The sequence below is a fragment of the Polymorphospora rubra genome, from assembly GCF_018324255.1.
Classification (GTDB): Bacteria; Actinomycetota; Actinomycetes; order Mycobacteriales; family Micromonosporaceae; genus Polymorphospora; species Polymorphospora rubra.
The window spans coordinates 4,493,107-4,519,187 of sequence record NZ_AP023359.1 but is presented as its reverse complement, the minus strand read 5'-3'; the positions used below and the strand labels follow the sequence as shown (position 1 = coordinate 4,519,187).

At 72.7% G+C, this 26,081-nt stretch carries 24 protein-coding genes; 6 read left to right on the top strand and 18 right to left on the bottom strand.

What is annotated here, in order from left to right:
* Positions 1-181: 181 nt before the first annotated feature.
* From Prubr_RS20415 to Prubr_RS20390, 6 genes are all read right to left on the bottom strand, one after another.
* Complete coding sequence (locus Prubr_RS20415; RefSeq protein WP_281425949.1) at positions 182-784, bottom strand: response regulator; 603 nt, start codon at positions 782-784, stop codon at positions 182-184.
* A gap of 143 nt (positions 785-927) precedes the next feature.
* Complete coding sequence (locus tag Prubr_RS20410) at positions 928-2,139, bottom strand: sensor histidine kinase (RefSeq protein WP_212816530.1); 1,212 nt, start codon at positions 2,137-2,139, stop codon at positions 928-930.
* Between the two features lie 118 nt (positions 2,140-2,257).
* A complete protein-coding gene (locus tag Prubr_RS20405) occupies positions 2,258-3,040 on the bottom strand; it encodes an ABC transporter permease (RefSeq protein WP_212816529.1) in 783 nt (260 codons plus the stop codon).
* On the bottom strand, positions 3,037-4,047 hold the full coding sequence (locus Prubr_RS20400) for an ABC transporter ATP-binding protein (RefSeq protein ID WP_212816528.1): 1,011 nt from the start codon (positions 4,045-4,047) through the stop codon (positions 3,037-3,039). The genes Prubr_RS20405 and Prubr_RS20400 overlap by 4 nt, the downstream gene beginning before the upstream one ends.
* A gap of 206 nt (positions 4,048-4,253) precedes the next feature.
* A complete protein-coding gene (locus Prubr_RS20395) occupies positions 4,254-5,453 on the bottom strand; it encodes a YeiH family protein (protein WP_212816527.1) in 1,200 nt (399 codons plus the stop codon).
* Positions 5,453-5,602, bottom strand: coding sequence for a hypothetical protein (locus Prubr_RS20390; protein ID WP_212816526.1), 150 nt, complete (start codon positions 5,600-5,602; stop codon positions 5,453-5,455). The genes Prubr_RS20395 and Prubr_RS20390 overlap by 1 nt, the downstream gene beginning before the upstream one ends.
* 249 nt (positions 5,603-5,851) lie before the next feature.
* On the opposite strand from Prubr_RS20390, the gene Prubr_RS20385 reads away from it, so the two are divergent.
* Together Prubr_RS20385 and dtd are read left to right on the top strand one after the other, a co-directional pair.
* On the top strand, positions 5,852-7,387 hold the full coding sequence (locus tag Prubr_RS20385; RefSeq protein ID WP_246567405.1) for a DUF7782 domain-containing protein: 1,536 nt from the start codon (positions 5,852-5,854) through the stop codon (positions 7,385-7,387).
* 5 nt (positions 7,388-7,392) lie between these two features.
* Positions 7,393-7,815, top strand: coding sequence for a D-aminoacyl-tRNA deacylase (gene dtd / locus Prubr_RS20380; protein WP_212816524.1), 423 nt, complete (start codon positions 7,393-7,395; stop codon positions 7,813-7,815).
* A gap of 123 nt (positions 7,816-7,938) precedes the next feature.
* Here the strand turns inward: dtd and Prubr_RS20375 are convergent, their stop codons facing one another.
* Positions 7,939-8,727, bottom strand: coding sequence for a sporulation protein (locus tag Prubr_RS20375; RefSeq protein WP_212816523.1), 789 nt, complete (start codon positions 8,725-8,727; stop codon positions 7,939-7,941).
* A 296-nt stretch (positions 8,728-9,023) separates the two neighbouring features.
* Between Prubr_RS20375 and sigB the strand changes: the two genes are divergently transcribed.
* Positions 9,024-10,049 carry an RNA polymerase sigma factor SigB gene (gene sigB, locus Prubr_RS20370; protein WP_212816522.1) on the top strand — a complete coding sequence of 342 codons (1,026 nt, stop codon included), beginning with the start codon at positions 9,024-9,026 and terminating at the stop codon, positions 10,047-10,049.
* An 84-nt stretch (positions 10,050-10,133) separates the two neighbouring features.
* On the opposite strand, the gene Prubr_RS20365 is transcribed toward sigB, so the two are convergent.
* The 3 genes from Prubr_RS20365 to Prubr_RS20355 all read right to left on the bottom strand — a co-directional run bounded on the left by Prubr_RS20365 (position 10,134) and on the right by Prubr_RS20355 (position 14,828).
* Positions 10,134-12,716 (bottom strand): bifunctional acetate--CoA ligase family protein/GNAT family N-acetyltransferase, encoded by a 2,583-nt coding sequence (locus Prubr_RS20365; protein ID WP_212816521.1) that lies wholly within the window; start codon positions 12,714-12,716, stop codon positions 10,134-10,136.
* A 3-nt stretch (positions 12,717-12,719) separates the two neighbouring features.
* Positions 12,720-13,919, bottom strand: a complete 1,200-nt coding sequence (locus Prubr_RS20360; RefSeq protein ID WP_212816520.1) for an acetoin utilization protein AcuC — start codon at positions 13,917-13,919, stop codon at positions 12,720-12,722.
* Between the two features lie 84 nt (positions 13,920-14,003).
* On the bottom strand, positions 14,004-14,828 hold the full coding sequence (locus tag Prubr_RS20355; RefSeq protein WP_425518059.1) for a sulfurtransferase: 825 nt from the start codon (positions 14,826-14,828) through the stop codon (positions 14,004-14,006).
* A gap of 153 nt (positions 14,829-14,981) precedes the next feature.
* Here Prubr_RS20355 and Prubr_RS20350 point away from each other — a divergent pair, with 153 nt between their 5' ends.
* Complete coding sequence (locus Prubr_RS20350; protein WP_212816519.1) at positions 14,982-15,674, top strand: iron-dependent transcriptional repressor DtxR; 693 nt, start codon at positions 14,982-14,984, stop codon at positions 15,672-15,674.
* Positions 15,675-15,729: 55 nt separating this feature from the next.
* Here the strand turns inward: Prubr_RS20350 and Prubr_RS20345 are convergent, their stop codons facing one another.
* From Prubr_RS20345 to Prubr_RS20330, 4 genes are all read right to left on the bottom strand, one after another.
* A complete protein-coding gene (locus Prubr_RS20345; protein ID WP_246567401.1) occupies positions 15,730-16,290 on the bottom strand; it encodes a hypothetical protein in 561 nt (186 codons plus the stop codon).
* A gap of 117 nt (positions 16,291-16,407) precedes the next feature.
* A complete protein-coding gene (gene lhgO, locus Prubr_RS20340; RefSeq protein ID WP_212816518.1) occupies positions 16,408-17,601 on the bottom strand; it encodes an L-2-hydroxyglutarate oxidase in 1,194 nt (397 codons plus the stop codon).
* 11 nt (positions 17,602-17,612) lie between these two features.
* Positions 17,613-17,861 (bottom strand): DUF5522 domain-containing protein, encoded by a 249-nt coding sequence (locus Prubr_RS20335; protein ID WP_212828296.1) that lies wholly within the window; start codon positions 17,859-17,861, stop codon positions 17,613-17,615.
* A 98-nt stretch (positions 17,862-17,959) separates the two neighbouring features.
* A complete protein-coding gene (locus Prubr_RS20330) occupies positions 17,960-18,826 on the bottom strand; it encodes a PP2C family protein-serine/threonine phosphatase (RefSeq protein WP_212816517.1) in 867 nt (288 codons plus the stop codon).
* A gap of 233 nt (positions 18,827-19,059) precedes the next feature.
* Between Prubr_RS20330 and Prubr_RS20325 the strand changes: the two genes are divergently transcribed.
* Positions 19,060-19,722: a TetR/AcrR family transcriptional regulator gene (locus Prubr_RS20325; RefSeq protein WP_212816516.1), complete on the top strand. Its 663-nt coding sequence runs from the start codon at positions 19,060-19,062 to the stop codon at positions 19,720-19,722.
* 141 nt (positions 19,723-19,863) lie between these two features.
* A complete protein-coding gene (locus Prubr_RS20320) occupies positions 19,864-21,411 on the top strand; it encodes an MDR family MFS transporter (RefSeq protein WP_246567399.1) in 1,548 nt (515 codons plus the stop codon).
* A 78-nt stretch (positions 21,412-21,489) separates the two neighbouring features.
* Here Prubr_RS20320 and Prubr_RS20315 read toward each other — a convergent pair whose 3' ends face one another.
* The 4 genes from Prubr_RS20315 to Prubr_RS20300 all read right to left on the bottom strand — a co-directional run bounded on the left by Prubr_RS20315 (position 21,490) and on the right by Prubr_RS20300 (position 25,899).
* On the bottom strand, positions 21,490-22,158 hold the full coding sequence (locus Prubr_RS20315; RefSeq protein ID WP_212816514.1) for a class I SAM-dependent DNA methyltransferase: 669 nt from the start codon (positions 22,156-22,158) through the stop codon (positions 21,490-21,492).
* Between the two features lie 47 nt (positions 22,159-22,205).
* Positions 22,206-22,529: a hypothetical protein gene (locus Prubr_RS20310; protein ID WP_212816513.1), complete on the bottom strand. Its 324-nt coding sequence runs from the start codon at positions 22,527-22,529 to the stop codon at positions 22,206-22,208.
* A gap of 98 nt (positions 22,530-22,627) precedes the next feature.
* Positions 22,628-23,041, bottom strand: a complete 414-nt coding sequence (locus Prubr_RS20305) for a hypothetical protein (RefSeq protein WP_212816512.1) — start codon at positions 23,039-23,041, stop codon at positions 22,628-22,630.
* A 170-nt stretch (positions 23,042-23,211) separates the two neighbouring features.
* Positions 23,212-25,899, bottom strand: coding sequence for a vitamin B12-dependent ribonucleotide reductase (locus Prubr_RS20300; RefSeq protein ID WP_485020599.1), 2,688 nt, complete (start codon positions 25,897-25,899; stop codon positions 23,212-23,214).
* Between the last annotated feature and the right edge of the window lie 182 nt (positions 25,900-26,081).

Genomic DNA, 26,081 nt, shown 5'->3' with positions numbered 1-26,081 from the left:
CCCGACCGTCCGGCCCAGCCCCGATAGTCCGCGACCCGGCCCCGGCCGTCCGCGACCCGGCCCCGGCCGTCCGCGACCCAGCCTCGATCGTCTGCGGCTCAGACACCTGACACGCCGTCCATGGACCGCCCCAGCCGCAGACGATCATGACAGCACGGGCCGGGCCGGCCGAGCGCGCCGGTCAGATCCAGCCGTACCGCCGGGCGATCTTCGCGGCCTCGTGCCGGTTGGCGGCACCGACCTTGGTCGCCGCCGACGACAGGTAGTTGCGTACCGTCCCGGGCGACAGTGCGGCCCGGCGGGCGATCTCGTCGACCGGGGCACCTTCGGCGGCCAGTTCCAGTACGTCGGCCTCGCGCGGGGTCAGCGGGCTGTCGCCGGCGCTGATCGCGTCGGCGGCCAGCGCCGGGTCGACGTACCGGCCGCCGCCGTGGACCGTACGCACCACCTCGGCGAGCACCTCCGCGGAGACGGTCTTGGGCAGGAAGCCGCGTACGCCGGACGCCAGGGCCCGCTTCAGGTGGCCGGGCCGCCCATGGCTGGTGACGATCATCGAGCGGCAGTCGGGCAACTCGGTGAGCAGGGTGGCGGCGACGGTCACCCCGTCGATGTCGGGCAGTTGCAGGTCGAGCACGGCCACGTCGGGCCGCAGCGCCCGGGCCATCGACAGCGCTTCGTGGCCGGTCGCCGCCTCGCCGACGACGGTGAGGTCGTCCTCCAGGCCCAACAGGGCGACCATCGCGCCGCGGATCAGATGCTCGTCGTCGGCGAGCAGCACCCGGATCGGCCCGACACCGGAACCCGCCGCCGAACCGGCCGCCGCCGAGCCGCCCACCAGGAAACCGGCCGAACCGGCCGCCGCCGAGCCGCCCACAGCGGAACCGGCCGAACCGGCCACCGGGCCGGCGTCGGCGGCCGGACGGGGGTTCACGGCGCCACCGCCGCGCCGTCCAGCGGGAGCCGGGCGGTCAGCCGGAACCGGCCGGGCGCCCCGGGTCCGGCGGACACCGTGCCACCGACCGCGGCGAGCCGTTCGGCGAGGCCCTGCAGCCCGTTGCCGAACTCGGCCGCCCGGCCGGCCGGCACCCCGTCGTTCTCCATGGTCAACGTCACCGTCCCGGTGGTCCGCCCGTCGGTCCGCAACGAGATCACGCACTCGTTCGCGTCGGTGTGCCGCAACACGTTCGTGGTGCCCTCGCGGACCACCCAGCCGAGCGTCGCCTGCGCGTCCGGCGGCAGGCCGGTTCCGTCGACCAGGACCCGGCAGTCGACGCCGGCCGCCGCGAGGACCGACCGGGCGCCGGCCAGCTCCGCCTCCAGGTCCGGGCTGCGGTACCCGCGTACGACCTCGCGCACCTCGGTCAGCGACTCCTGCGCGATGCGACGTACCTCGAGCATCTCGGTCACGGCCTCGGCCCGGCCGCGTTCGGCGAACTTCGCGGCCAGTTCGCTCTTCAGCGCCACCACGGACAGGTTGCGGCCGAGTACGTCGTGCAGGTCGCGGGCGAACCGCAGCCGTTCCTCGGCGACCGCGAGCCGGGCCTGCACCTGCCGAGACCGGTCGAGCTGCCACACCACGCCGAGCATCCACGCCGACAGCCGGAAGCTGACGTATCCGGCGACGAAGACGGCGACCAGGGCGATCGTGATTCCCACCGCCCGCTGCGAGGTGAGGTCGTCGGCCCGCCCGACGACGAAGGTGCACGGCACCCCGGCCAGCAGTGCGAGCAGGCTCACCCGGGGCGGCACGGCCGTCGACAGGGCCGCGTAGAAGTATCCGGCGAAGACCAGGAACGCCGCCGTCTTCGCCGGGCTTTCCTCCAATGTCGGCAGGAGCAGCAGGGCGAGCCCGGTGCCGGCCAGGGTGAGGACGCCGGCCGCGACGGCCAGCCCGACCGGACGCGGCCGGCGGCCCAGGTAACTGTCGAGCCCGGCCCGGGTCAGCAGCAGGCAGACGACGGCGTGCGCGACGCTCAGCACCAGGATCGGCAGGATCCGCCCGGCGTCGCGGACCGGGGCCAGCACGGCGATGACGACCAGCGGTTCGAAGCAGACGACGCCGTACATCGACAGGCGGGTGTAGAGGTCGAACCGCTCGGGCTGGCCGCGTCCCCGCCACCATCCGGTCAGGCTGCGCACCGGTCTCCTTCCGTCCCACCCGCCTGGCCGGTGGCGACGTCCACCGACCACGTCCGAATCGTATGCGCCGGCGCGGGGCGCGCCGCCCCGCGCCGGCGCGCCCCGCGACCGCCGCCGGTCAGCGGCGCGGTTCCCAGCGGAACCAGCGGCGCATGCCGACCACGCCGAGCGCGGTCCAGCCGAGCAGGATCAGCAGCGGTACGACGGCCGGCCCGAACACCCCGGCGAAGCCCGTCGGGTCGGCGCCCGTCGTGGTTCCCAGCCAGCCCAGCCGGACGAGTTCGACGACCGGGGTGAGCGGCAGGAACGCGGCCACGTCGGCGAGCAGGTCCGGCATGCTCTGCAGGGGCAGGACCAGCCCGGAACCGATCATGCAGACGACCAGGACCGGCATGGTGCTGATCTGGGCCATCTCCACGTTGCGGGTGAACGTCGACGACACGACCGCCAGCAGGACGAACAGCACGATGCCGCCCGCCAGGCCGACCAACAGGACCGGCAGGTTCACCGGTACGGCCAGGTCGAGCAGGGCTGCGCCGGCGACGACCGCGAGCACCGCCTGCACCAGGGTGACGACCACGGCCGGTACGGCGGTGCCGGCGAGGATCTGCGCGTCGGTCATCTCCCCGGTGCGCAGCCGCTTGAGCACGAGTTCCTCACGCCGGGCCACGTACGTGGTGACCAGGTTGTAGTAGACGACGTACAGCAGCACGAAGCCGAGCAGGCCGGTCACCGCGAACGCGCCCGCGGACAGCCCGCCGGCGTCGAGATTCAGGGAGGCCAGGAACCACACGGTGCCGATCGGCAGCAGCACCGCGGTGACGACGGCGGTGCGGTTGCGCCAGAGCAGGAGCATCTCCGTACGGCCGAGTCGGGTGATCCGGCGCAGGGCCCCGGTCATACCGCCACCTCCGGTGTGCGGGCCGCCGTACCGGCGGTCGTGGTGTTTTCCGTCGGGTCGGTGCGGTCGTCGGCGACCGCGAGGAACGCCTCCTCCAGCGACGCCGAACGGGCGTCGAGGTTGGGCAGCTCGAGGTCGCGGGCGGCGGCCCAGCCGAGCAGGTCGGTCAGTGCCGCCTGGAGGGTGTCCGTCTGGAGGGTGACCCGCTGCCCGGTACGGCCGGTGGTCACCTTCGCGGCGTCGAGGTCGGGTCGCCGGCCGGGCAGCGGCGGCAACTGCCGTACGTCGAGTCCGGCGGGCAGGTCGAAGCTGATCCGCGCCGGGCGGCTGGCCACCACGTCGGCGACGGTGCCGGCGGTGACGATCTCGCCCCGGTGCATGATCGCGAGCCGGTCGGCGAGTTCCTCGGCCTCTTCGAGGTAGTGGGTGGTCAGCACGACGGTGGTGCCGTCGACCAGCAGGGCCCGGACCAGCCGCCAGGTGTTGCGGCGGCTCTCGGGGTCCAGTCCGGTGGTCGGCTCGTCGAGGAAGAGCACCTCGGGCCGGCCGAGCAGGGCCAGCGCCAGGTCGAGGCGGCGGCGCTCGCCGCCGGACAGCTGCTTGACGACCGTCTTCTCCCGGTGCCGCAGGTTGACCATGTCGAGCGCCTCGCCGACGGGGCGGGGCCGGGTCAGCGTGCCGGCCCACATCTGGGCGGTCTCGGTCACCGTCAGGTCGGACGGGAAGCCGCCCTCCTGGAGCATGACGCCGATCCGGGGCCGGACCCGCGACCGGTGCCGGACCGGGTCCAGGCCGAGGACACGGACGCTGCCCGCGGTCGGCCGGTCGAGCCCTTCGACGAGTTCGAGGGTGGACGTCTTGCCGGCGCCGTTGGTGCCGAGCAGGGCGAAGAGTTCGCCGGAGCCGACGGTGAAGGAGATGCCCCGGACCGCTTCGTAGCCTGCTGCGCCGCCATACCGGCGGCGCAGGTCGCGTACCTCGACCGCGGGGGATGTTGGCTTTTCCATGCCGTCCAGTCTTCGGCGTACGGCGCCCCCGGGGCAGTGCGCCGGCACACCGGTCCGGATGGATCGCACACCGCTGCCCCATGACAAATCTCATGGGTCGGTGCCGCCCGCCGACGCGGGAGGCCGGGCCGGACCGCCCCGACAGCGGTCCGGCCCGGCCGGTCCTTTCCCGCACCCGCCGCCCGGTCGGCGGCGGGCCCGCGCGGCTAGCCGGCGAAGTCGCGGAACAGCAGCGAGGCCAGGGCCAGCGCCACCACCAGGTTGAAGACCGTGGCACTGGCGAAGACGGCGATCGGCCGCCAGCCGGCCTCGCGCAGCGAGGAGACCCGGAACTCCAGGCCGATGCTGACGAACGCCAGGATCAGGAACCAGGTACGCAGATCGTTCACGACCCCGATGACCGCCCGGCCGTCGCTGCCGGCGTTCTGCAGGTAGATCGTCGCGATCACCGAGGCGGCGATGAAGCCGAGCACGAACTTCGGGAACCGCCGCCACAGTTCGCCGACGCCGGGCCGGGCCGAGCCGGCGGTCCGGTCCACCTTGTACGCGAAGTAGGCGGTGAGCGCGACCGCGACGACACCCATCAGGGCGTTCTGGGTGACCTTGACGATGCTGGCGATCTGGAGCGTCTCCTCGCCGGCGAGGGCGCCGGCCGCGGTGACCGCCGCGGTGGTGTCGATGTTGCCGCCGATCCAGGCACCGGCCACCGCCGGGGTCAGCCCGAACACGTCGGCCAGCCACGGCAGGATGAAGATGGACGGCAGCGCGAAGAGGATCACCAGGCTGGCGGTGTACGCGAGTTGCTCCCGGCGGGCCCGGACCGCGCCGGCGGCGGCGATGGCCGCGCTGACGCCGCAGATGGACACCGCCGAGGCGAGCAGCGCGCGCAGCCGGTCGTCGAGCCCGAACCGGCCGGCGAGCCACCAGGTGAACAGGAACACGGCGCTGATCAGCAGGATCGCCTGGGCGATCGCCGGACCGGCGGCGCTGGCGATGACCGACAGGTTGATCGACGCGCCGAGCAGCACCAGGCCGGTCTTGATGAAGAACTCGGTGCGGAACGCGGCGGCGATCCGGTCCCGGATGCCGGTCACCGTCACGACGATGTTGCCGACCAGGCCGAGCAGGATCGCGTACACCGGGTATTCGACGGCCGCCGCCAGGTCCTCGACCGAGGTGCCCTCGAACCACCCGGGGACGCTCTGTTCCAGATAGCGGGTGAGCGCGGCCAGCGCGAACACCACCACCAGGCCGACCGCGGTCCAGGCCCAGAAGGCGCCACCGCGTAGCCCCGTGCCGGCGGCGGCCGGCTTCGGGTCGGCGGCCGTCTCGGGCGGGCCGGCGGGGTCGGGGGTGCCGACGGGCGGCACCGGGTCGGTGGCCGGCCGGGTCGCGTCGGCGGTCATCAGGGCACCAGCCCGGTCGGGATGACGCCGAGCAGGACCAGGGCGAGCAGGACGAGGCCCAGGACGGTCGCCGCCCAGTCCTCGTTGAAGGCCAGCGCGCTGTCGCGTTGCGTCGGCGCCGGCTCGGCGGCGGGTCTGTCGTCACTCATTCGGGGGTCCTTCTTCGGGGGTGGACCACGGCCGTCCCACCGCGGTGTGAAAGGTGGGCAACGCCGTGGGGGCGGCGTCGTCGGCGCGCGGCGGGGGTTGCCGGGGAGGAACGGTGCCCATATTCCTACTTACCCGATAGGAATATCAAGAGACTGTTCGCTATCTGGGACATGTCACGGGTTCGATCCGGCGCCCCGTTGGCCGGGTTGCCGCCCGCCACGCCCGGGCGAGCCGGCAGGATGGGCAGGGTGACAGTCACCGACGCGCACCCCGTACCTCCGGCCCTGCTCTCTCCGGCCGGGATCGACCAACTACGCGACGCACTGACCACAGCCGGCTTCACCGCCGCCGGGATCGCCGAACGGCTGGGCCCGCAGGCCGCGGCGGCGGCCGGCCGCAACGACCTGCGCGCCGCGCTGCGGCTGACCGGCGACCGTGACCCACTGAGCACCCTGATCCGACTCTTCGTGTGCGGGCAGACCGAGCCCGAGGCCGCCGTCGAGGCCGCCCTCGCCCCGCTGCCGCTGGCCCAGGCACGCGCCGCCGGGCTCGTCGAACGCTGGGGCGACGGGCTGCGGCAGGCCGTCGACCTGGAGCCGTACGGGTCCGACTGGTGGGTGCTGTCGGACGTACCGGCGACCGCCCGGCCCGGCCAGCCGCTGCCCGCCGACCACGTGCTCGGCATCGGCGGGGCGTCGACGACGCTCGCCGGCGCCACGGTCCGCCGCCCGGTCGGCGCCGCCCTGGACCTCGGCACCGGCTGCGGCGTGCAGGCCCTGCACCTCGCCGGGCACGCCGGCTCGGTGACCGCCACCGACCTGTCCGTACGCGCCCTGCGCTTCGCCGCGACCACCGCGGCCCTCAACGGGCAGGAGTGGGAACTGCTCCAGGGCGACCTGGTCTCCCCGGTCGCCGGCCGGCGCTTCGACCTGGTGGTCAGCAACCCGCCGTTCGTGGTCGGGCCTGGCACCGCCACCCACATCTACCGGGACTCCGGCCGGGCCGGCGACGGCGTCTGCGCCGAACTCGCCGCCGCCGCACCGGGCCTGCTCGCCGAGGGCGGCACGATGCAGTACCTCGCCAACTGGGTGCACGTCGGCGGCGAGGACTGGACCGAGCGGGTCGCCGGCTGGTTCGCCGGCACCGGCCTGGACGCCTGGGTCGTGCAGCGCGAGGTCGCCGACCCGATGGCGTACGTCAGCCTGTGGCTCGCCGACGCCAGCGAGGACGCCGACCCGCACCGGGCCGCCGCGTGGCTGGACTGGTTCGACGCGCACAAGGTGGAGGCGGTCGGCTTCGGGCTGATCACCCTGCGCCGCAGCGGTCGCACCGACCCCGTCGTACGCGTCGAAGACCTGCGCCAGCAGGTCGAACAGCCGCTGGGCGAGCAGGTCGCCGCCTGGTTCGGCCGGCAGGACTGGCTGCGCGACCGCGACGCCGCGCAGCTGTTGTCGACCCGCTACCGGGCGGCCGACGGCCTGGTGCTGCACCAGGAGGCGACCATGGGCGACGAGGGCTGGGCGGTGGACCGGCAGGTCCTGACCATGCGCGACGGGCTGCGGTGGAGCGAGGAGGTCGACCCGCTGGTGCTCGCGCTAGTCGGCGGCTGCGACGGATCGGTGCCGCTGCGCGAGCAGCTCGCGTTGCTGGCGCTGGCGCACGAGGTCACCGAGGAGGACCTGGCCGAGGCGGCCCTGCCGATCGTCGCCCACCTGGTCGAGCGTGGCGTCGTGGCGCCGGCCGGCGCCACGGCCGATGGCGTGACCGCGTCGGTGCGGGGCTGACCGCCGTGCGGGCACTGGTACAGACGGTGAGCCGGGCCAGCGTGACGGTCGACGGGGAGGTGGTCGGCGCGGTCGACGACGGGCTGCTGGTGCTGCTCGGGGTCACCCACGGCGACACCACGGCGACCGCGGACACGATGGCACGCAAGGTGTGGGAGCTGCGGATCCTCGATGACGAACGGTCGGCCGCCGATGTCGGCGCGCCGGTGCTGGTGGTGAGCCAGTTCACCCTCTACGGCGACGCGCGCAGGGGCCGGCGGCCGAGTTGGACGGCGGCGGCGCCGGCCGAAGTCGCCGAACCGCTGGTGACCGCGTTCGCCGAGGCGCTGCGCCAGCGGGGTGCCAAGGTGGAGACCGGCCGCTTCCGTACGCACATGCTGGTCGAGAGCGTCAACGTCGGCCCCCGCACCGTCCTCCTGGAACTCTGACCAACCCGTGATCGCCGTGATCAGGGAGTACGTCGCGCGGGTCGCCGGCGTGGCGACCCGCATACCCCCTGATCACGGCGATCATCGGCCTGGGCCCGGACCCGGGCTGGCCGGGTGGGTGGGTCAGAAGAAGAGGCCGCGCTTCTGGGCGGACTGCCGCAGCCAGGCGTCGAGCTGCGCGGCCCAGTCGGTGTGCTCGGCCTGCGCGTAGTCGACGGTGAACCGGCCGAAGGCGTCCTGCCCCTCGGTGAACAGGCCGCCGCGCTTGTCGATCTCCAGCACCACCTGGAGGACGTGCGGGGTGGCGAGGAAGGTCACCTCGAGCTGGTTGAAGGCGCTGGCGTACTGGGGCGCCGGATAGAACTCGATCTCCTGGTAGAACGGCAGCGTCTGCTCGACGCCGTAGATCCGACCGCTCTCCACGTCGGCGCGGGAGAACCGGAAACCGAGCCGGGCGATCGCCTCCAGGATGCGCTCCTGCGCGGGCAACGGGTGGATGGCCACCGGGTCCAGGTCGCCCTTGTCGACGGCGCGGGCCACCTCGAGCTCGGTACGCAGCCCCATGGTCATCCCGTGCAGCCGCTGCCCGTAGATGTCGGTGATCGGGGTCTCGAACGGGACGTCGAAGCGGAACGGGATGTCGAAGCGCTGCCCGCTCTCCAGCCGGAACGGGCCGGTCAGCCGCTGCCGGTGGAACTCCTTGGTCGTCTCGTACTCGCTGTCGCCGCTCTCGACCTCGACCCGGGTCGACAGCGCGAGGGTGACGGCCTCGATGTCGGTGGCGTGGTCACCGCCGACGACGTGCACCTGGCCCTCCAGGTATCCGCCGGGACGGGCGTTGGGGTTGCTGAGAACCGTCTCGACGGAGGGTCCGCCCACGCCGAACGCCTGCATCATTCGCTTGAAGACCACGACGTCCTCCGTTGCCTTTCGTCTGTTGGCCGCAGGGTGCCTGTCTGGCCGCTGGATGGCACACTAGCCGCCGCCGGCAAGATGCGACTGTCGCGTAACGGGCTCACATTTCCCCCAAAACAGCGCCAACCGCCCCATGGGTCCCCTAGTGGTCTACCGGATTCATGCCACCTGCGTCCCGCCTCACCCCCGCTTCACGCCTCGCCGACCAAGCTGTTCCTCACCAGCGCGATCCCGCCGCTGGGAAAGCCGCACCACATGTCGACGCGGGGAGGCGACTGAAGGTGGTTCCGCACATGACGAAGACCGAGACCGACCCGGCCGCGACGGTCCGCCCCACTCTTGAGACGACCGCCGACGACGCCCCCGGCGACACCTTGACGGACCTCGACGCCACCGACGAGCGCGGCGTCTCCGCCGACCTCGTCCGCGCCTACCTGAACGGCATCGGCCGGACCAAGCTGCTCACCGCGGTGCAGGAGGTCGAACTCTCCAAGCGGATCGAGGCCGGCCTCTACGCCGACGAAAAGCTCACCGGTACGACCGTTCTCCCGGCCGACCTGCGCGCCGACCTGGAGATCGTCGTCGCCGAGGGGCAGGCGGCCAAGAACCACCTGCTGGAGGCGAACCTCCGGCTGGTGGTCAGCATCGCCAAGCGTTACACGGGGCGGGGCATGGCCTTCCTCGACCTGATCCAGGAGGGCAACCTCGGCCTGATCCGTGCCGTCGAGAAGTTCGACTACACCAAGGGCTACAAGTTCTCCACCTACGCCACCTGGTGGATCCGCCAGGCCATCACCCGCGCCATGGCCGACCAGGCCCGCACCATCCGCATCCCGGTGCACATGGTCGAGCAGGTCAACCGGATGGTCCGGGCCCGCCGCGACCTGGCCACCGCCCTCGGCCGCGAACCCACCGTCGCCGAGGTGGCCAGGGCGATGAGCGTGCCGGAGTTCCAGGTGATCGAGCTGATCTCGTACGACCGCGAGCCGGTCAGCCTCGACCAGGCCGTCGGCGAGGACGGCGAGAGCGCACTCGGCGACTTCGTCGCGGCCGTCGACCCGCGTGAGGAGCCCGGCGACGCGGTGTCCCGGGGCATGCTGCGCAACGAGGTCGAGGTCGTGCTCGCCACCCTGTCGCAGCGCGAGCAGGCGGTGATCCGGCTGCGGTTCGGCCTCGACGACGGCCGCCAGCGCACCCTCGACGAGGTCGGCCGCGAGTTCGGGCTGTCCCGGGAACGGATCCGCCAGATCGAGAAGGTGACGCTGCTCAAGCTGCGCCACCCGTCGCGTGCCGAGCGCCTCGAGGCGTACGCCAGCTGACCCTCCGTCTTCGGTCGGCCCGGTCGTGACCACCACGGCCGGGCCGTCGACGTGTTCGCGGCCGAACCCGCCGCCCACCGGTGGTCAGAGCCGGCGCGGCCCGGTGTCGGGGCGTACGGCCGACGGCGCGGTGCGCACCTGCGCGTCCAGGACCGACAGTCCCGACGTACGGGCCAGCACCGGGTTGAGCCGCAGCGACCGTACCCGGGGATGGTCGTCGACGAGTCGGCCGACCCGCTGCAACAGGTCGGCGAGCGCGGCCCGGTCGACCGGCTCGGTGCCCCGGTAGCCGCGCAGCAACGGCGCGGCCCGCGGCTCGTCGACCAGCGCGAGCGCGTCGGTGTCGGTGAGCGGCGCGGCCCGCCAGGCCCGGTCACCGAGCAGTTCGGTCGCCACCCCGCCGAGCCCGAAACCGACCACCGGCCCGAACGCCGGGTCCTCGACCGTCTCGACCACGCACGCGACCCCGGGCGGCACCATCGCCTGGACCAGCACCTGCGGGCCGAACCGGCCGGCCATTTCGGCGTACGCGCGACGGACCCCGTCGGCATCGGCGAGGTCGAGCCGCACCGCGCCGAGATCGAGCCGGTGCCGCAGTCCGCCGCCGGCCGCCTTCAACGCCACCGGGAACCCGGTCCGCCGCGCGGTGTCGACCGCCTCGTCGGCCGAACCGGCCAGCTCGGCCCGGACCACCTCGATCCCGTACGCGGCCAGCAGCTCGTGCTCCGGCCCATCGGCGTCGAGCACCGCCGCCGCCCGCCGCCGGTCGACTCCGTCGAGTTCGGACAGTACGCCCGGTGGCTGCCGCAGCCAGTCGGCGTAGGAAACCACCCGGGCCAGCGCCCGCACCGCCTCCTCCACCGACGGATAGGCCGGCACCCCCGGCGGCGGCCGGCCGGCCAGGAACGTCGCGACGGTCGGCCGGTCACCGGCCAGTGCCACACTGGCCAGCGCCGAGGCGAAGTCGGTGTCCTCGTCGGGCAACTGGCCGGGCAACGGCGGGGCGAAGACCACCACCAGCGCGTCGACGTCGACGTCGACCGCGGCGTCGGCCAGTGCGTCGGCGAACCCGTGCGCGTCGGCCCGCGGCCCGACGTCGGTGGGATAGCCGTCGGCGACGGTGAGGCCGAGGGCCCGGCACGCGGTGGCGGCCAGCCCGGCCAGCGCCGAGGAGTTGGTGACGATCCCGACCCGGCGGCCGGCCGGCAGCGGCTGCTTGGCCAGGAGTACGCCGACGTCGAACAGTTCGGCCACGGTGTCGACCCGGATCACGCCGGACCGGGCGAACAGTTCGGTCACCGCCGCGCCGTCGGGGCCGGCGGGCCGGAGATCGGCCGGCTCGGTGGCGGCGACGTCGGCGGTCGGGCCGCGGACCGGTGAGGCGAGCGCGACGATCGGCTTGGTCCGGCCGATCCGCCGGGTCAGCCGGGCGAACTTGCGCGGGTTTCCGAACGTCTCCAGGTAGAGCAGGATCACGTCGGTGCCGGGGTCGTCCTGCCAGTACTGGAGCAGGTCGTTGCCGGACACGTCGGCCCGGTTGCCGGCCGACACGAAAGTCGACAGTCCCAGTGCCCGCCGGTCGGCCTCGGCCAGCAGCGCCACCCCGAACGCTCCGGACTGGCTGAAGAATCCGGTGCGGCCGGCCACCGGCAGCCGCGGGGCGAGCGTGGCGTTGAGGCGGGTCCGCTCGTCGGTGTTGGCGATCCCGAGACAGTTCGGCCCCACGACCCGCATCCCGGCGGCGTACGCCGAACGGGTCAGCTCCCGCTGCGCGGCCGCGCCGGCGGGTCCGGCCTCGGCGAACCCGGCCGAGAGGACGACCAGCCCGTGCACGCCGGCCGCGGCGGCGTCGGCGACGGCGGCCGGCACCACGTCCGGCGGCACCGCCACGACGGCGATGTCGACCGGCCGGCCCGCCGCGGCGGCCGACCGGTGGGCCGGCAGTCCACCGACGGTGGCCGCCGACGGATGCACCGGCACCACCGCACCGGTGAAGCCGCCGTCGCGCAGGTGCCCGAGCACGGCCGCGCCGATGCCCTGACCGGTCGCGCTCGCGCCGTAGACCGCGACGCCGCGGGGGGCGAGCAGCCGGGCGATCGACCGCGCCTCGGTGCTGTGCTCCCGCCCCCACTGCACCTCCAGCGACTGTTCGGTGGGGGCGATCGGGAAGTTCAGGTGGACCACGCCGTCGGCGTATTCGCGCTGGATCTGGTAGCCGGCGTCGGAGAAGACCCGCAGCATCGCGGCGTTGACCGGCAGCACCTCGGCGACGAACCGGCGCAGGCCGGCCTCGCGGGCGGCGGCGGCCAGGTGCTCCAGCAGCACCGAGCCGATGCCCCGGCCCTGGTGGGCGTCCTCCACCACGAACGCCACCTCGGCGTCGACGGCCGCCGGCCCGAGCCGCTCGTAGCGGCCGACCGCCACGATCCGGTCGCCGGACACGACCACGAACGCCTCCCGGTCGTGGTGGTCGACGTGCACGAACCGGTGCAGGTCACGCTCCGGGATACGCGGGTAGGGCGAGAAGTAGCGCAGGTAGCGGGTGCGTTCGGAGAAGCGCGAGTGCATGGCCACGATCGCGTCCGCGTCGTCGGGGGTGATCGGGCGCAGCTGGGCGGTCGTACCGTCGCTGAGCAGCACGTCGGCGGAACGGTCGGGGCCGGACACCGGTCAGTCCCGGGGGTCGTGCGGGTCGAGGCCGTGCAACGGGAAGACAGCCCTGCGGGTGGCCATCACGGCACGGTCGACGGCGTCGGGCTCGCCGGTCGGCTGCCACGGCTCGAACCGCACGTCGCCGTCGTCGGTCATCCGGATCGGCACGTCGCTGCCGGGCCGGCGGGTCAGCGCCAGCGTCCGCCAGCTCGCCGGGGTCAGCGTGGCCGGGTCGATCGGCTCGCCGGTGGCCGCGGCCAGCAGGTGGGTCCACGCCCGCGGCACCACCTCGACCAGCGCGTATCCGCCACCGCCGGTCGCCACCCAGCGGCCCTCGCACAGTTCGTCGGCCAGCGACCGCATCGCCAACTGGGCGGCCCGCTGGCCGTCGACGGACAGCCGCAGGTCGGCCAGCGGATCCGCCCGGTGGCTGTCGGCACCGCACTGGCTGACCAGGATCTGCGGGCGGAACGCGCGCAGCACCGACGGCACCACCGCGTGGAAGGCACGCAGCCACGCCGCGTCGCCGGTGCCCGGCGGCAGGGCGAGGTTGACGGCACTGCCCTCGGCGCCCGGCCCGCCGGTCTCGTCGGGGAAACCGGTGCCCGGGAACAGCGCGAGCGGGGTCTCGTGCACGCTGACGGTGAGCACCCGCGGGTCCCGGTAGAAGATCTCCTGCACCCCGTCGCCGTGATGCACGTCGATGTCGACATAGGCCACCCGCTCGGCGCCGAGGTCGAGCAGGCGGGCGATGGCCACGGCCGGGTCGTTGTAGACACAGAAGCCCGCGGCCCGGCCCGGCATGGCGTGGTGCAGCCCGCCGGCGACACTGACCGCCCGGCGGGCCCGGCCGAGCCAGACCGCCTCGGCCGCGGCGAGGGTGGCGCCGGCGATCAGCGCACTCGACTCGTGCATCCCCTCGAAGACCGGGTTGTCGCTGGTGCCCAGGCCGTAGCCGGAGAAGAACGGGTCGTGCGGCGCGGCCCGCACGGCGTGCAGGTAGTCGGGGCGGTGCACCCGGGTCAGTGCGGCGTCGTCGGCCGGCTTCGGCGCGACCACCGTCACCCCGGGGCGGTCGAGCACCCCCAGGTCGCGGGCCAACGCCATGGTCAACTCGACCCGGACCGGATCCAGCGGGTGGTCGCCGAGGTCGTAGGAGAGCAGGCCCTCGTCCCAGACCACCAAGGTGTCCCACCGGTCCGGCGTGCCGCCGCTCACCAACGTGCCCCCTCCGACATGCCGCCATCGTCGCACGCCGGCCGGTGCCCGGCCGGTTCCCCGGCGTCGATCAGGGACGCGTTCTCAGCCGGCGGCCCCGCCCGTCGCGACCGGGCGGTCCGGGTCGGTCACCCACTCGCTCCACGATCCGACGTAGAGCGCGGCGTCCGGCCGGCCGGCCCGGTGCAGGGCGAGCACGGTGTGCGCGGCGGTCACCCCCGACCCGCAGTACGCGCCGACGCGTACCCCGTCGGTGACGCCGACCGCCGCGAACCGGGCCCGCAACACGTCGGCGGACCGCAGGCGGCCGTCGGCCCCGGCATGCTCGGTGGTCGGGAGGTTGACCGCACCGGGGACGTGCCCGGCGACCGGGTCGACCGGCTCGACCTCACCGCGGTAGCGGGGCGGCACCCGCACGTCGACGAGCACGCCTTCGCCGGCACCGAGCCGGGCCGCCTCCGCCGCGTCGAGGACCGGCAGGCCGCCGGGGCGGACGGCGAAGTCGCCCGGTGCGGGCGTGGGCACCGCCGTCGTCACCGGTTCGCCCGCCGCCACCCACGCGGCGAACCCGCCGTCGAGCACGCGTACGTCGTCGTGGCCGGCCCACCGCAGCGTCCACCAGGCCCGGGCGGCCGCCTGCCCCTCCCCGCCGTCGTAGACGACGACCGGCCGGCGCGCGTCGACCCCGGCCGCCCGCAACACCCTGGTCAGCGCCGCCGGATCCGGCAGCGGATGCCGCCCGCCCGCGCCGGGCGGTCCACACAGCTCCGCGTCGAGGTCGACGAAGACAGCACCGGGCAGGTGGCCGGCGGCGTAGTCGTCGCGGCCGGGCGGGCCGGCGAGCCGCCAGCGGACGTCGAGGACGACGGGCGGTCGGGCCGACCCGAGCGCCGCGGCCACGGCCGCCACGTCGACGACGGGATCGCCGGAACCGGAGACGACGGGATCGATGGATGCGGACACGCCGAACAGTCAACACCATCGGAGCCGGTGACGCCCGTTCCGCCAGAGGCTGACGGCCTGTTTATCGGGGTAGGATCGAGGCTTGGGAGGACACCTGCTGTGAACGACCTCGTCGACACCACCGAGATGTATCTGCGCACCATCCTCGAACTCGAGGAGGAGGGTGTGCCGCCGTTGCGCGCACGCATCGCCGAACGGCTCCGCCAGAGCGGCCCCACGGTGAGCCAGACCGTGGCCCGGATGGAACGCGACGGGCTGCTCACCGTCGAAGGCGACCGCCACCTTCAGCTCACCGAACTCGGCCGCGCCAACGCGGTCTCCGTCATGCGTAAGCACCGGCTCGCGGAGCTGCTGCTGGTCAACGTCATCGGGATGCCCTACGAGGAGGCGCACGAGGAGGCCTGCCGCTGGGAGCACGTGATGAGCGACGCGGTCGAGAAGAAGGTCTACGACCTGCTGAACCGGCCGACCCGCTCGCCGTACGGCAATCCGATTCCGGGGCTGGACGCCTTCGGGGTGGGCGAACCCGCGCCGGCCGGCGGAACCGCCGCACCCGACGGGGAACGCAACCTCGCCTTCCCCGGGCTGACCGGCCAGGTCGTCGTCCGGCGGATCTGCGAGAGCGTGCAGACCGACGCCGAGGTGCTCCGCCAGTTGCACTCCGCGGGTGTCGATCCCGGCGTCACCGTGACCGTCGCCCAGGAACGGGACGGGGTGACGATCGACCGTTCCGGTGACAAGATCCGGCTGCCGCGTGAGGTGGCGTCGCGGGTCTTCGTCGCCGCCCACTGAGCCACGCCGCCGACGCGGCCCCGGGCAACCGCCCGGGGCCGCGTCGGCGTTTCCACTACTTGGCCAGGTCCGGGATCCTCGGCTCGACCTGCTGGGCCAACTCGACCAGCTTCGGCGCGAGGTCGTCGGCGGCGGCCCGCTCCTGCCCGGCCGGAAACGTGTAGCGCAGCGTCACCATCCGCCCCTCGCCGGTCAGCCAACCGACCTCGGCCGCGGCACCGTCGTCACCGGCCGGCGCCACGGTCGACCGGTACGCGGCCCTGCCCAGGTCCTTGACCGCGGTCGACCCCTTCGGCACCATCTCGCTGGTGAAGACCGCCTGGTCGGCGCTGGTGGCGGTCACCGACAGCACGAGATCCGGCCGGTCGGCCGCCGCGTCACGCACCACGCAGGTGTCGGTCTTCTGGTGTTCCATCGCCGCCGCCACCGAGAACCTGGTGCCGGTGAACTCCTCGATGACGGCGTAGTCCAGAACCACGCACGCGCCGCCGGCCACCGACGCCGGCAGGGCGGTGACCACGGGGGGCGGTTCCGGCGGCGGTACGGCGGCCGCGTCGGTCCCGCATCCGGCCAAGAGGAACAGACCCATGCCGATCATGCCGGTGCGTGCGCGCACTGGCCACCTCCAAGCGTCCGGCCGCCGGCACGGCGGTCCGTCGGACACCGTACGCACTCCGGTGCGGTCACGAAAGTCCGGTACGGCCCGGCGTGTCCCTCTTCCGCCGTGGCCGGCTCAGCCGGCCGGGACCGGCAGGTCGGCGACGATGTGTCGGGCGATCTCCAGCGAACTCGTCGCGGCCGGCGACGGGGCGTTGAGCACGTGCACCTGGCGGTCGCGCCGCAGGATCAGGAAGTCGTCGACCAGGCGGCCGTCGGGCGCGATCGCCTGGGCGCGTACCCCGGCGGCGCTGGGCACCAGGTCCGCGGCGGTCACCTCCGGCACCAGCCGGGCCAGGCTCTGCGCGAACCGGCGGCGGGACAGGGATCGGCGTACCTCGGTCAGGCCGTACCCGAGATGTCCGCGGGCCAGCCGCCACAGCCCCGGATAGCTGGCCAGGTCGACGACGTCGCGCACGTCGACCCGCCCCCACGAGTAGCCCTCGCGGGCGGTCGCCAGCACCGCGTTCGGTCCGGCGTGCACCGAGCCGTCGATCATCCGGGTCAGGTGTACGCCGAGGAACGGGAACCGCGGGTCGGGCACCGGGTAGATCAGGCCCCGGACCAGGTCCCGCCGGTCCGGCCGCAGCTCGAAGTACTCGCCCCGGAACGGGACGATGCGCGCGGGCGGGGTGATGCCGGCGAGCCGGGCGATCCGGTCGGCGTACAGGCCGGCGCAGTTGACCACGACGTCGGCGACCACGTCGCCGTCGGTGGTGCCGACGACCTGCTCCGCGCCCCGGGTGGTCAGCGCGGTGACCCGGGTGCCGAGGCGGACCCGCGCGCCGGCCTTCTCGACGAGTGCGGCGAGCGTGGTGCAGACCGCGGTGAAGTCGACGATGCCGGTCGACGCGACGTGCAGGGCGGCGACGCCGCGCACGTGCGGCTCGTACTCCCGGGCCTCGTCGCCGCTGATCAGCCGGACCGGCAGGTCGTTGGCGACGGCCCGCTCGTGCAGGGCACGCAGCCGGGGCACCTCGGACTCGTCGGTGGCCACGATCAGCTTGCCGCACACCTCGACCGGGATGCCGTGGTCGGCGCAGAACCGGACCATCGAGGCGCTGCCGGCCCTGCAGAGCCGGGCCTTCAGGCTGCCCGGCTGGTAGTAGACGCCGGCGTGGATCACCCCGGAGTTGTGGCCGGTCTGGTGGGCCGCCACCCGCGGCTCCTTCTCCAGCACCGTCACCTGGGCATCGGGATGCTCCTCGGTGAGCCGGTGGGCGGTCGCCAGCCCGACGATGCCGGCACCGATCACCACGTATCTCGCCATGCGCGCAGACGCTACCGGCTGGGTCCGGCGTCGGGAGCCGGCCCACCGGGCGGCTCGTCGTCGACGTACGGGCAGTGCCGGCACCCCCGTCCGCAGCAGGTCCCCCGCCTGGCCAGGAAGGCCGCGGTCAGCACGAACAGTCCGGTGTCGGGATCCCGATAGCCGGCGTCGCCGTGGGCGAGGGCGGCGGCGTGGGCGGCGAGGATCCGGGCGCGGGCCGGATGGTCGGGGGCGAGCCGCGCCGGGTGCGGTTCCTCCATCGGCCGCCCCGCCAGCGGCAACCGCCGTTCTCCCCGCACCTCTGCGACCCTACGCGTCGCCGCGGTCGGGCCGGCGCCGGGCCGGCGCCGGCCGGCGGTCAGGCCGGGACGCTCACGACCAGGGCGGCGGCGTCGTCGGGTACGTCGGCGGCGGCACCGGTCAGCAGGCGCTCGAGCCGGTGTACGACGGCCGGCGCGGTCGAACCGGTGGCGCCACGCAGCACCCGGCAGAGCCCCTCCACCTCCAGCCGGTCGCCGCCCAGTTTGGCGTCGGTGACCCCGTCGGAGTAGAACACCAGGGCGTCGCCGGGCTCCAGCCGGACCTCGACGACCCGGTAGTCGGCACCGGGCAGACAGCCGGCGATCAGCCCCGTGCAGTCGACGGGCCGGGCGTGGCCACGGCGGGTGACGATCGGCGCGGGGTGGCCGGCGCTGGCGACGACGACGGATGCCGGCCCGCCGGGACGGGTGGGCGGGCGCAGCCGCGCGACGGTGGCGGTGCACAGCAGCACGTCGTCGCGCAGCCCGTCGGTCAGGATCGTGTTGAGGCGGGCGAGCGCGTGGGCAGGCCCGCGGTCGAGGGTGCTGGCCGTACGCAGGGTGTAGCGGGTGAGCGCGGTGAGCGCGGCGGCACCGGAGCCCTTGCCGACGACGTCGCCGAGGAACATCCCCCAGCTGCCGTCGTCGAGCGGGAAGACGTCGTAGAAGTCGCCGCCGACCGGTTCGCCGTGCGCCGGGCGGTAGTAGGCCGCGGCCTGCATGCCGGGCACCTCGGGTACGGGCGGCGGCGCCAGCCGGTCCTGGAGTGTTTCGCCGAGCCGGGTGAGACGCTGCCGTTCGGATCCCCGTCGGTCGGCGACGGGTCGTGGGTCGACCTCGTCGGCGACGAGCGCGGCGATGGCACGCAGGCCGGCCAGGTCGTCGACGGGACATTCCCGTTCGGCGATTGCCGTCGAGCGAGTCACGAACCGCCCCTTTCTACCGCATTTTAGCCACCCAGGGTGCACGCTGAGTAGCGGTTAGTACATCCAACGTAGCCGCGCTACGCCGAGCCGCCAGGGTGATCCGCGAGTTGGCACCCTTCTTCCGAGGCCCGCTCCACCGGACGGCCCATGCGATCCCGACCGACCGGCCCCCGTGTTTCCTTTCACAGCGTGAAACTTTGCGGGGAATGAACCAACCTCCCTACGCTGTTGCCATGACCAGTCCCGGTACGGCCCCCACCGGCCGTCGTGACCGCAAGAAGCGGGAGACCCGGGACGCGCTCGTCAACGCCGCGCTACGGCTGGCCGCCGAGCGCGGGGTCGAGCAGGTCACCGTCGAGGAGATCAGCGATGCCGCTGACGTCTCGTCGCGCACCTTCTTCAACTACTTCTCCTGCAAGGACGAGGCGATCACCGGCCGTGACCGGCTGGCCGGCCAACGCCTGCGGGAGCGGGTCCAGAGCGCCCCGGCGCACCTGAGCCCGCTCGAGGCGTTGCGGCTCGCTGTTCAGGAGGAACTGGCCAGCGTGGAGGGCGACAGGGACGACTGGCGGCTGCGACTGTCGGTCATCGGCGGCAGCCCGCAACTCCTCGCCCGGCTCACCAGTCTCGGCCAGGCCGAGGAGAGGGAACTCACCAACGCGATCGCCGAAAAACTCGGCGCGGATGTCAGCCGGTCCGCGTACCCTCACCTGGTTGCGGCCGCCGTCGGCACGGCGGTGCGCGTCGCCCTGGCCCGTTGGTGCGCCGAGGGCGAGGCCAGGCCACTGCCCGACCTCGTCGACGAGACCTTCGACCTGCTCGCCGCCGGCCTGGCGGCCCCCGCCACCGACCCGGCCGCTCCGACCGGCCGCCCGACACCGCGCACGCCGGTCTGACCGGCACCACCACCGCGCGACCGGTCCCCGCGGGACCGGTCACCGACCTGTTCGACCCCGCGCCCCGACGCGCCGCTTGAGAGAGACGACCGTATGACTGCGACAGCCTCAGCGCCACTAACCGCTGCGGACAGCGGGAAGATGAACCGCCGGGAGGTGCTGGAAGCCCTGTCCGGGCTGATGATGGGCATGTTCGTGGGCATCCTGGCCAGCACCGTGGTGGCCAACGCCCTGCCGCGCATCATCTCCGACCTGGGCGGCAGCCAGTCCGTCTACACCTGGGTCGTCACGTCCGAACTGCTCGCCATGACGGTCACCGTGCCGCTGTGGGGCAAGATGGCCGACCTCTACAGCAAGAAACTGCTGATCCAGATCTCGCTCGGGCTGTTCGTCGCCGGGTCGCTGATCGCCGGCTTCACCCCCAACGTCGAGGTCCTGATCTTCAGCCGGGTCGTGCAGGGCATCGGCGCCGGTGGCCTCACCGCCCTTGCCATGATCATCATGGCCGCGATGATCTCCCCGCGCGAACTGGGCCGCTACGCCGGCCTGTTCGGCGCCGTGTTCGGCGTCGGCACCATCGCCGGCCCGCTGATCGGCGGCGTACTGGTGGACACGTCGTGGCTCGGCTGGCGTTGGTGCTTCTTCATCGGCGTGCCGATCGCCCTCGGCGCGATCCTGCTGCTCCAGCGGACCCTCAAGCTTCCGGTCGTGAAGCGCCAGGTCAAGATCGACTACCTGGGCGCGCTGCTGATCACCGCCGGCGTGTCGATCCTGCTGATCTGGTCGACCCTGGCCGGCAACCAGTTCGACTGGCTCTCCGGTTGGACCGCCGGCCTGGTCACCGCCGGCGTCGTCCTGCTCGCCCTCGCGGTGCTGGTCGAGTCACGGGCCGAGGAGCCGATCATCCCGCTGGACATCTTCCGCAACCGCACCGTCGCCCTCGCCATCGTCGCCAGCATCCTGGTCGGCGTGGCCATGTTCGGTGGCACCGTCTTCCTGTCCCAGTACTTCCAGCTCTCGCTGGGTAAGTCGCCGACCGTCGCCGGCCTGATGAGCCTGCCGATGATCTTCGGCCTGCTGGTGTCGTCGACCGTCGCCGGCGGCCTGATCACCAAGTACGGCCGCTGGAAGGGATACCTGGTCGCCGGCAGCGCAATCATGGTCGTCAGCCTCGTGCTGTTGTCCACCCTCGACGCGCAGACCTCGATCCTGGTGCTGTCGATCTACATGGCCCTGCTCGGCATCGGGGTCGGCATGATCATGCAGAACCTGGTGCTCGCCGCGCAGAACGACGTGCCCGCGGCCGAACTCGGCGCGGTCACCTCCGCGCTGACGTTCTTCCGCAGCATGGGCGGCACGGTCGGGGTCAGCGCCCTGGGCGCCGTACTGGCCAACCGGGTCAACAGCCTGATGACCGAACAGCTCGGCGACGCCGCGGGCGGCGGCACCGAGGGGGGCGGCCACGCCGTACCCGACCTCTCCATGCTGCCCGAACCGGTGCTGCGCATCGTGCAGGACGTCTACGGCACCGCCACCGGTGACCTCTTCCTGGTCGCCGCCCCGTTCGCGGTGCTCGCCCTGGTCGCGGTGCTGTTCATCAAGGAGAAGCCGCTGAAGACCAAGACCGGTGCGGAGCGCCTCGAGGAAGAGGAACGCGCCGCCACCACCGTGGGCGCCGGCATGCACTGACGCCCGTACGGCACGACGAGGGGGAGGCGACGGTCGTCGCCTCCCCCTCGTTCCGTTCGGTACGCGCCCCGGGTCGGCTCAGCCGGCCACGCCGGCCGGCTCGACGGGCCGGTGGGCGATCAGCAGACCCTGCGGGGTCTTCTCCGTCCCCTCGCGCCGCTTCACCGTCGTGGCCCACACCTCGAAGCCGGCGTCCCGCAGCAGGTCGGCGACCTCCTCCGGCCGCTGCCGGTGGAAGGACAGATCGACCGGCCGGCCGAACACCTCGGTGTGGTGGTTCCGGTCGTCGCCGACCTGGAAGGCCAGCATCAGTTGCCCACCGGGGGCCAGCACCCGGCGGAACTCGGCGAAGACGGCGGGCCGCAGCTCCCACGGAACGTGGATGATCGAGTAGTAGGCCAGCAGCCCGCCGAGCGACGCGTCGGGCAGCTCCAGGGCAAGCATCGACCCGACCTCGAATCGCAGCCCCGGATACGTACGGCGGGCCAGCGCGACCATGCCGGGCGACAGATCGACGCCGAACGCGTCCAGCCCCAGCCGGTCCAGCAGGATCGTGACCCGGCCGGGGCCACAGCCGACATCGGCGACGCGAAGGTTGCCGGTGGCGCGTACCCGCTCCGCGAAGGCGGCCAGCAGAGCCCGGTCGAGGGGACGCTCGTCCATGTCGGTACGGAGCCACTCGGCGTAGTCGACGGCCATGGAGTCGTACGAGTCACGGGTGGCGGCAAGGAACGGATGATCAGACATGCCGGGGACACTAGTTTCCCACCGGTGCCTTCTCGATCCGTCTCGTCTTAGACGCCTTCGGTCCAGTGGCGCTGCAACCGCGCGACCGCCTCGTCCCTGGTCATGGCGGCCACCTCCGCCTCCCCGACACCGACCCGGTTGATGAGCAGGTGGACGAGGTCGACCGGAAGCGCCGCCGTCGCCGGGCGTGGCACACCACGTTCCGGAACCGTGCCGTCCCGGACGCACCCCCAGAACTCCGCCTCGGAGACCTGCAGCTGATCGCGCAGGACGTGTTTCCAGATGCTCGGACCGTATTCGCTGCGGTCGACGGGGTGGGAGATCCGGGTACGTAGGATGCGGCCGTCCTTCAACGCCAAGCGGTAGGTCACGTGATGCGTACCGGTGCGCCCTCGGGCGTCACGTACCCGGTCCCACCCCTCTGTGTGGCAGAACTGCTCGTGGTCCCGCCGATTCGCAGTCGGCCAACTCACCGCCCGGCCCCGATCAGCCACTCTCGCAACTGATCGTCGTCGCTGAGCACGATCAACTGAACCAGGCCCCAGTTGTTCGCATGGTTGGGCGCATCGAGCAGGTGGTCCTGCCAGTCGTCGGCGTACTCCCGAAGCGCGTCGACCATCTCGTCGACGGCCTCGTCGAAGGTAGCTCCATCTGCTGCCAGCGGCAGTCCCGGGATGAAGACGGACCACCCTCCGGCCTCGGCCACGACCTCGGCCTTTGAATGGCAGACAGAGGTCAGGAAGTACCGCAGGCGTTCCCGATCCACCACCGCCGTCGTACGGGCGTCGCGCCGGACCGTGGCGACCCGCCCGCGCTCGGCGGCGTCCAGCAGGTCCTTCAGATGCGCCCGGGCATCTGTGTAGCTGTCGTAGTGAACCGCCATGCGCAACCCTCCTTCTGCGCAAGCGTCTCCTACGTACGTCACGTACGTCAAGTACGTGCCGTCACCTGGACGAAGCAGAGGGGCCCGGACGACCGAGCCCCTCTGCAACCACCCACAAACATCTGCCGACACAGTCCCACGGGTTCCGTCGGAGAACCCCCGTCAGGCGCTCAGCTGCAGCCGGAGGTGGAGCCGCAACCCTCGCAGACGTAGCAGCTGCCGGCCGGGCGCATCTTGGTGCCGCAGGTGAAGCAGAGCGGCGCGTCGGCCGCCTTGCTGGTCACCGCCTCCAGCAGCTCGGTGGTGGAACCGACCACCGGGGCCGGCTTGGCCACCGTCTCGGCCGGCGCCGCCGGTGCCGCCTCGGTGTCGCTCTTCGCCTCGATCGGCGCCGACGCCGCCATGCCGGTCAGGTCGACGCTTGCGGCGGCCTCCGCCTCGGCCTCGGCCCGCAGCTGGGCGGCCCGCTCCTTGGCGGTGAAGATGCCGAGTTCGGCGCGGCGCTCGTACGGCAGGAAGTCCAGTGCCAGCCGGCGGAAGATGTAGTCCATCACCGAGGCGGCCATCCGGATGTCCGGGTCGTCGGTCATGCCGGCCGGCTCGAACCGCATGTTGGTGAACTTGCTGACGTACGTCTCCAGCGGCACGCCGTACTGGAGGCCGATCGAGATGGCGACCGAGAAGGCGTCCATCACGCCGGCGAGGGTCGAGCCCTGCTTCGACATCTTGAGGAAGACCTCGCCGAGGCCGTCGTCGGGGTACGACGACGCGGTGAGGTAGCCCTCGGCACCGCCGACGGAGAACGAGACGGTCTCCGACGGGCGCTTCTTCGGCAGCCGCTTGCGCACCGGCCGGTATTCGATGACCTTCTCCGGCTCGGCGACCGCGACGGTGGTGGCGGCCGGTGCCGCCTCGGCGGCGGCCTTGGCCGGCTTGGCGGCCGACAGCGGCTGGCCGACCTTGCAGTTGTCGCGGTAGATGGCCAGCGCCTTGAGGCCGAGCTTCCAGCCCTCGAAGTAGATCTTCTCGACGTCCTCGACGGTGGCCGCCTCGGGCATGTTGACCGTCTTGGAGATCGCGCCGGAGATGAACGGCTGCACCGCCGCCATCATCCGCACGTGGCCCATCGGCGCGATGGACCGCTCGCCCATGGCGCAGTCGAAGACCGCGTAGTGCTCGGGCTTGAGGCCGGGGGCGTCGACCACGTGGCCGTTGTCGGCGATGTGCTCGACGATCGCCTCGACCTGCTCCTCGGGGTAGCCGAGGCTGCGCAGGGCGCGCGGCACGGTCTGGTTGACGATCTGCATCGAGCCGCCGCCGACCAGCTTCTTGAACTTGACCAGGGCCAGGTCGGGCTCGACGCCGGTGGTGTCGCAGTCCATCATCAGGCCGATGGTGCCGGTCGGGGCGAGCACCGACGCCTGCGCGTTGCGCCAGCCCGACTTGTCACCGATCTTGTTGCCCACGGTCCACTGCTTGGTGGCCTCGCGGACGATAGCGGTGGCGACGGTGCCGGTCGGCTTGATCTCGTCGTTGGCGGCGGCGTGCTTGCGCATGACCCGCTTGTGCGGCTCGGCGTTGCGGGCGTAGCCGTCGTACGCGCCGACGATGCCGGCGAGTTCGGCGGAGCGCCGGTAGGCGGTGCCGTGCATCAGCGAGGTGATCGCGGCGGCCAGCGACCGGCCGCCGTCCGAGTCGTACGGCAGGCCGGAGGCCATCAGCAGGGCGCCGAGGTTGGCGTAGCCGATGCCGAGCTGCCGGTAGGCCCGGGTGGTGTCACCGATCTTCTCGGTCGGGAAGTCGGCGAAGCAGATCGAGATGTCCATCGCGGTGATGACGAACTCGACCGACCTGACGAACCGCTCGACCTCGAATCCGCCGTCGGCGCGGAGGAACTTCATCAGGTTGAGCGAGGCCAGGTTGCACGACGAGTTGTCCAGGTGCAGGTATTCCGAGCACGGGTTGGACGCGGTGATCCGACCGGTCTCCGGGCAGGTGTGCCAGTCGTTGATCGTGTCGTCGTACTGCAGGCCGGGGTCGGCGCACTCCCAGGCCGCCAGGGCGATCTTGCGGAAGAGGTCCTTGGCGTCGATGGTCTCGATGACCTCGCCGCCCAGTCGGCCGCGCAGGTCGAACGTGCCCCCGGTCTCGACGGCACGCATGAACTCGTCGGAGACCCGGACCGAGTTGTTGGCGTTCTGGTACTGCACGCTGACGATGTCGGCACCGCCGAGGTCCATGTCGAACCCGGCGTCCCGCAGCGCGCGGATCTTGTCTTCCTCACGGGCCTTGGTGACGACGAACTCCTCGATGTCGGGGTGGTCGACGTCGAGGATGACCATCTTGGCGGCCCGCCGGGTGGCGCCGCCGGACTTGATCGTGCCGGCCGAGGCGTCGGCACCACGCATGAAGCTCACCGGGCCGGAGGCGGTGCCGCCGCTGGAGAGCAGCTCCCGGGAGGACCGGATCCGGGACAGGTTGACCCCGGAGCCGGAGCCGCCCTTGAAGATCAGCCCCTCCTCCTTGTACCAGTCGAGGATGGAGTCCATCGAGTCGTCGACGGCGAGGATGAAGCAGGCGCTGACCTGCTGCGGCGACTGGGTACCGACGTTGAACCAGACCGGCGAGTTGAAGCTGAAGACCTGGTTGAGCAGCATCCAGGTCAGCTCGTGTTCGAAGATCTCGGCGTCCTTCGGCGCGGCGAAGTAGCCGTGCTCCTCCCCCGCCTTCCGGTAGGTCCTGACGACCCGGTCGATGAGCTGGCGCAGCGACCACTCCCGCTCGGGGTGCCGACCGCGCCCCGGAAGTACTTGGTGGTGACGATGTTGGCGGCGTTGACGCTCCACGAGGTCGGGTATTCCACGCCCCGCTGCTCGAAGTTGACCGAACCGTCCCGCCAGTTGGTCATGACGACGTCGCGCCGCTCCCAGGTCACCTCGTCGTACGGGTGGACCCCCTCGGTGGTCCAGACCCGCTCGACCTTGAGCCCCGCCGTGCTCGCGGTCCGTGTGCGCCCTTTGCTCGTCGTCACGCTCTCCCC

Excerpts from the sequence above, each read along its gene's own strand:
- Prubr_RS20405 (WP_212816529.1), bottom strand. The coding sequence starts at position 3,040 with ATGACCGGGGCCCTGCGCCGGATCACCCGACTCGGCCGTACGGAGATG.
- Prubr_RS20400 (WP_212816528.1), bottom strand. The coding sequence starts at position 4,047 with ATGGAAAAGCCAACATCCCCCGCGGTCGAGGTACGCGACCTGCGCCGC.
- Prubr_RS20395 (WP_212816527.1), bottom strand. The coding sequence starts at position 5,453 with ATGACCGCCGACGCGACCCGGCCGGCCACCGACCCGGTGCCGCCCGTC.
- Prubr_RS20390 (WP_212816526.1), bottom strand. The coding sequence starts at position 5,602 with ATGAGTGACGACAGACCCGCCGCCGAGCCGGCGCCGACGCAACGCGAC.
- sigB (WP_212816522.1), top strand. The coding sequence starts at position 9,024 with ATGACGAAGACCGAGACCGACCCGGCCGCGACGGTCCGCCCCACTCTT.
- lhgO (WP_212816518.1), bottom strand. The coding sequence starts at position 17,601 with ATGGCGAGATACGTGGTGATCGGTGCCGGCATCGTCGGGCTGGCGACC.
- Prubr_RS20335 (WP_212828296.1), bottom strand. The coding sequence starts at position 17,861 with ATGGAGGAACCGCACCCGGCGCGGCTCGCCCCCGACCATCCGGCCCGC.
- Prubr_RS20325 (WP_212816516.1), top strand. The coding sequence starts at position 19,060 with ATGACCAGTCCCGGTACGGCCCCCACCGGCCGTCGTGACCGCAAGAAG.
- Prubr_RS20320 (WP_246567399.1), top strand. The coding sequence starts at position 19,864 with ATGAACCGCCGGGAGGTGCTGGAAGCCCTGTCCGGGCTGATGATGGGC.
- Prubr_RS20315 (WP_212816514.1), bottom strand. The coding sequence starts at position 22,158 with ATGTCTGATCATCCGTTCCTTGCCGCCACCCGTGACTCGTACGACTCC.
- Prubr_RS20305 (WP_212816512.1), bottom strand. The coding sequence starts at position 23,041 with ATGGCGGTTCACTACGACAGCTACACAGATGCCCGGGCGCATCTGAAG.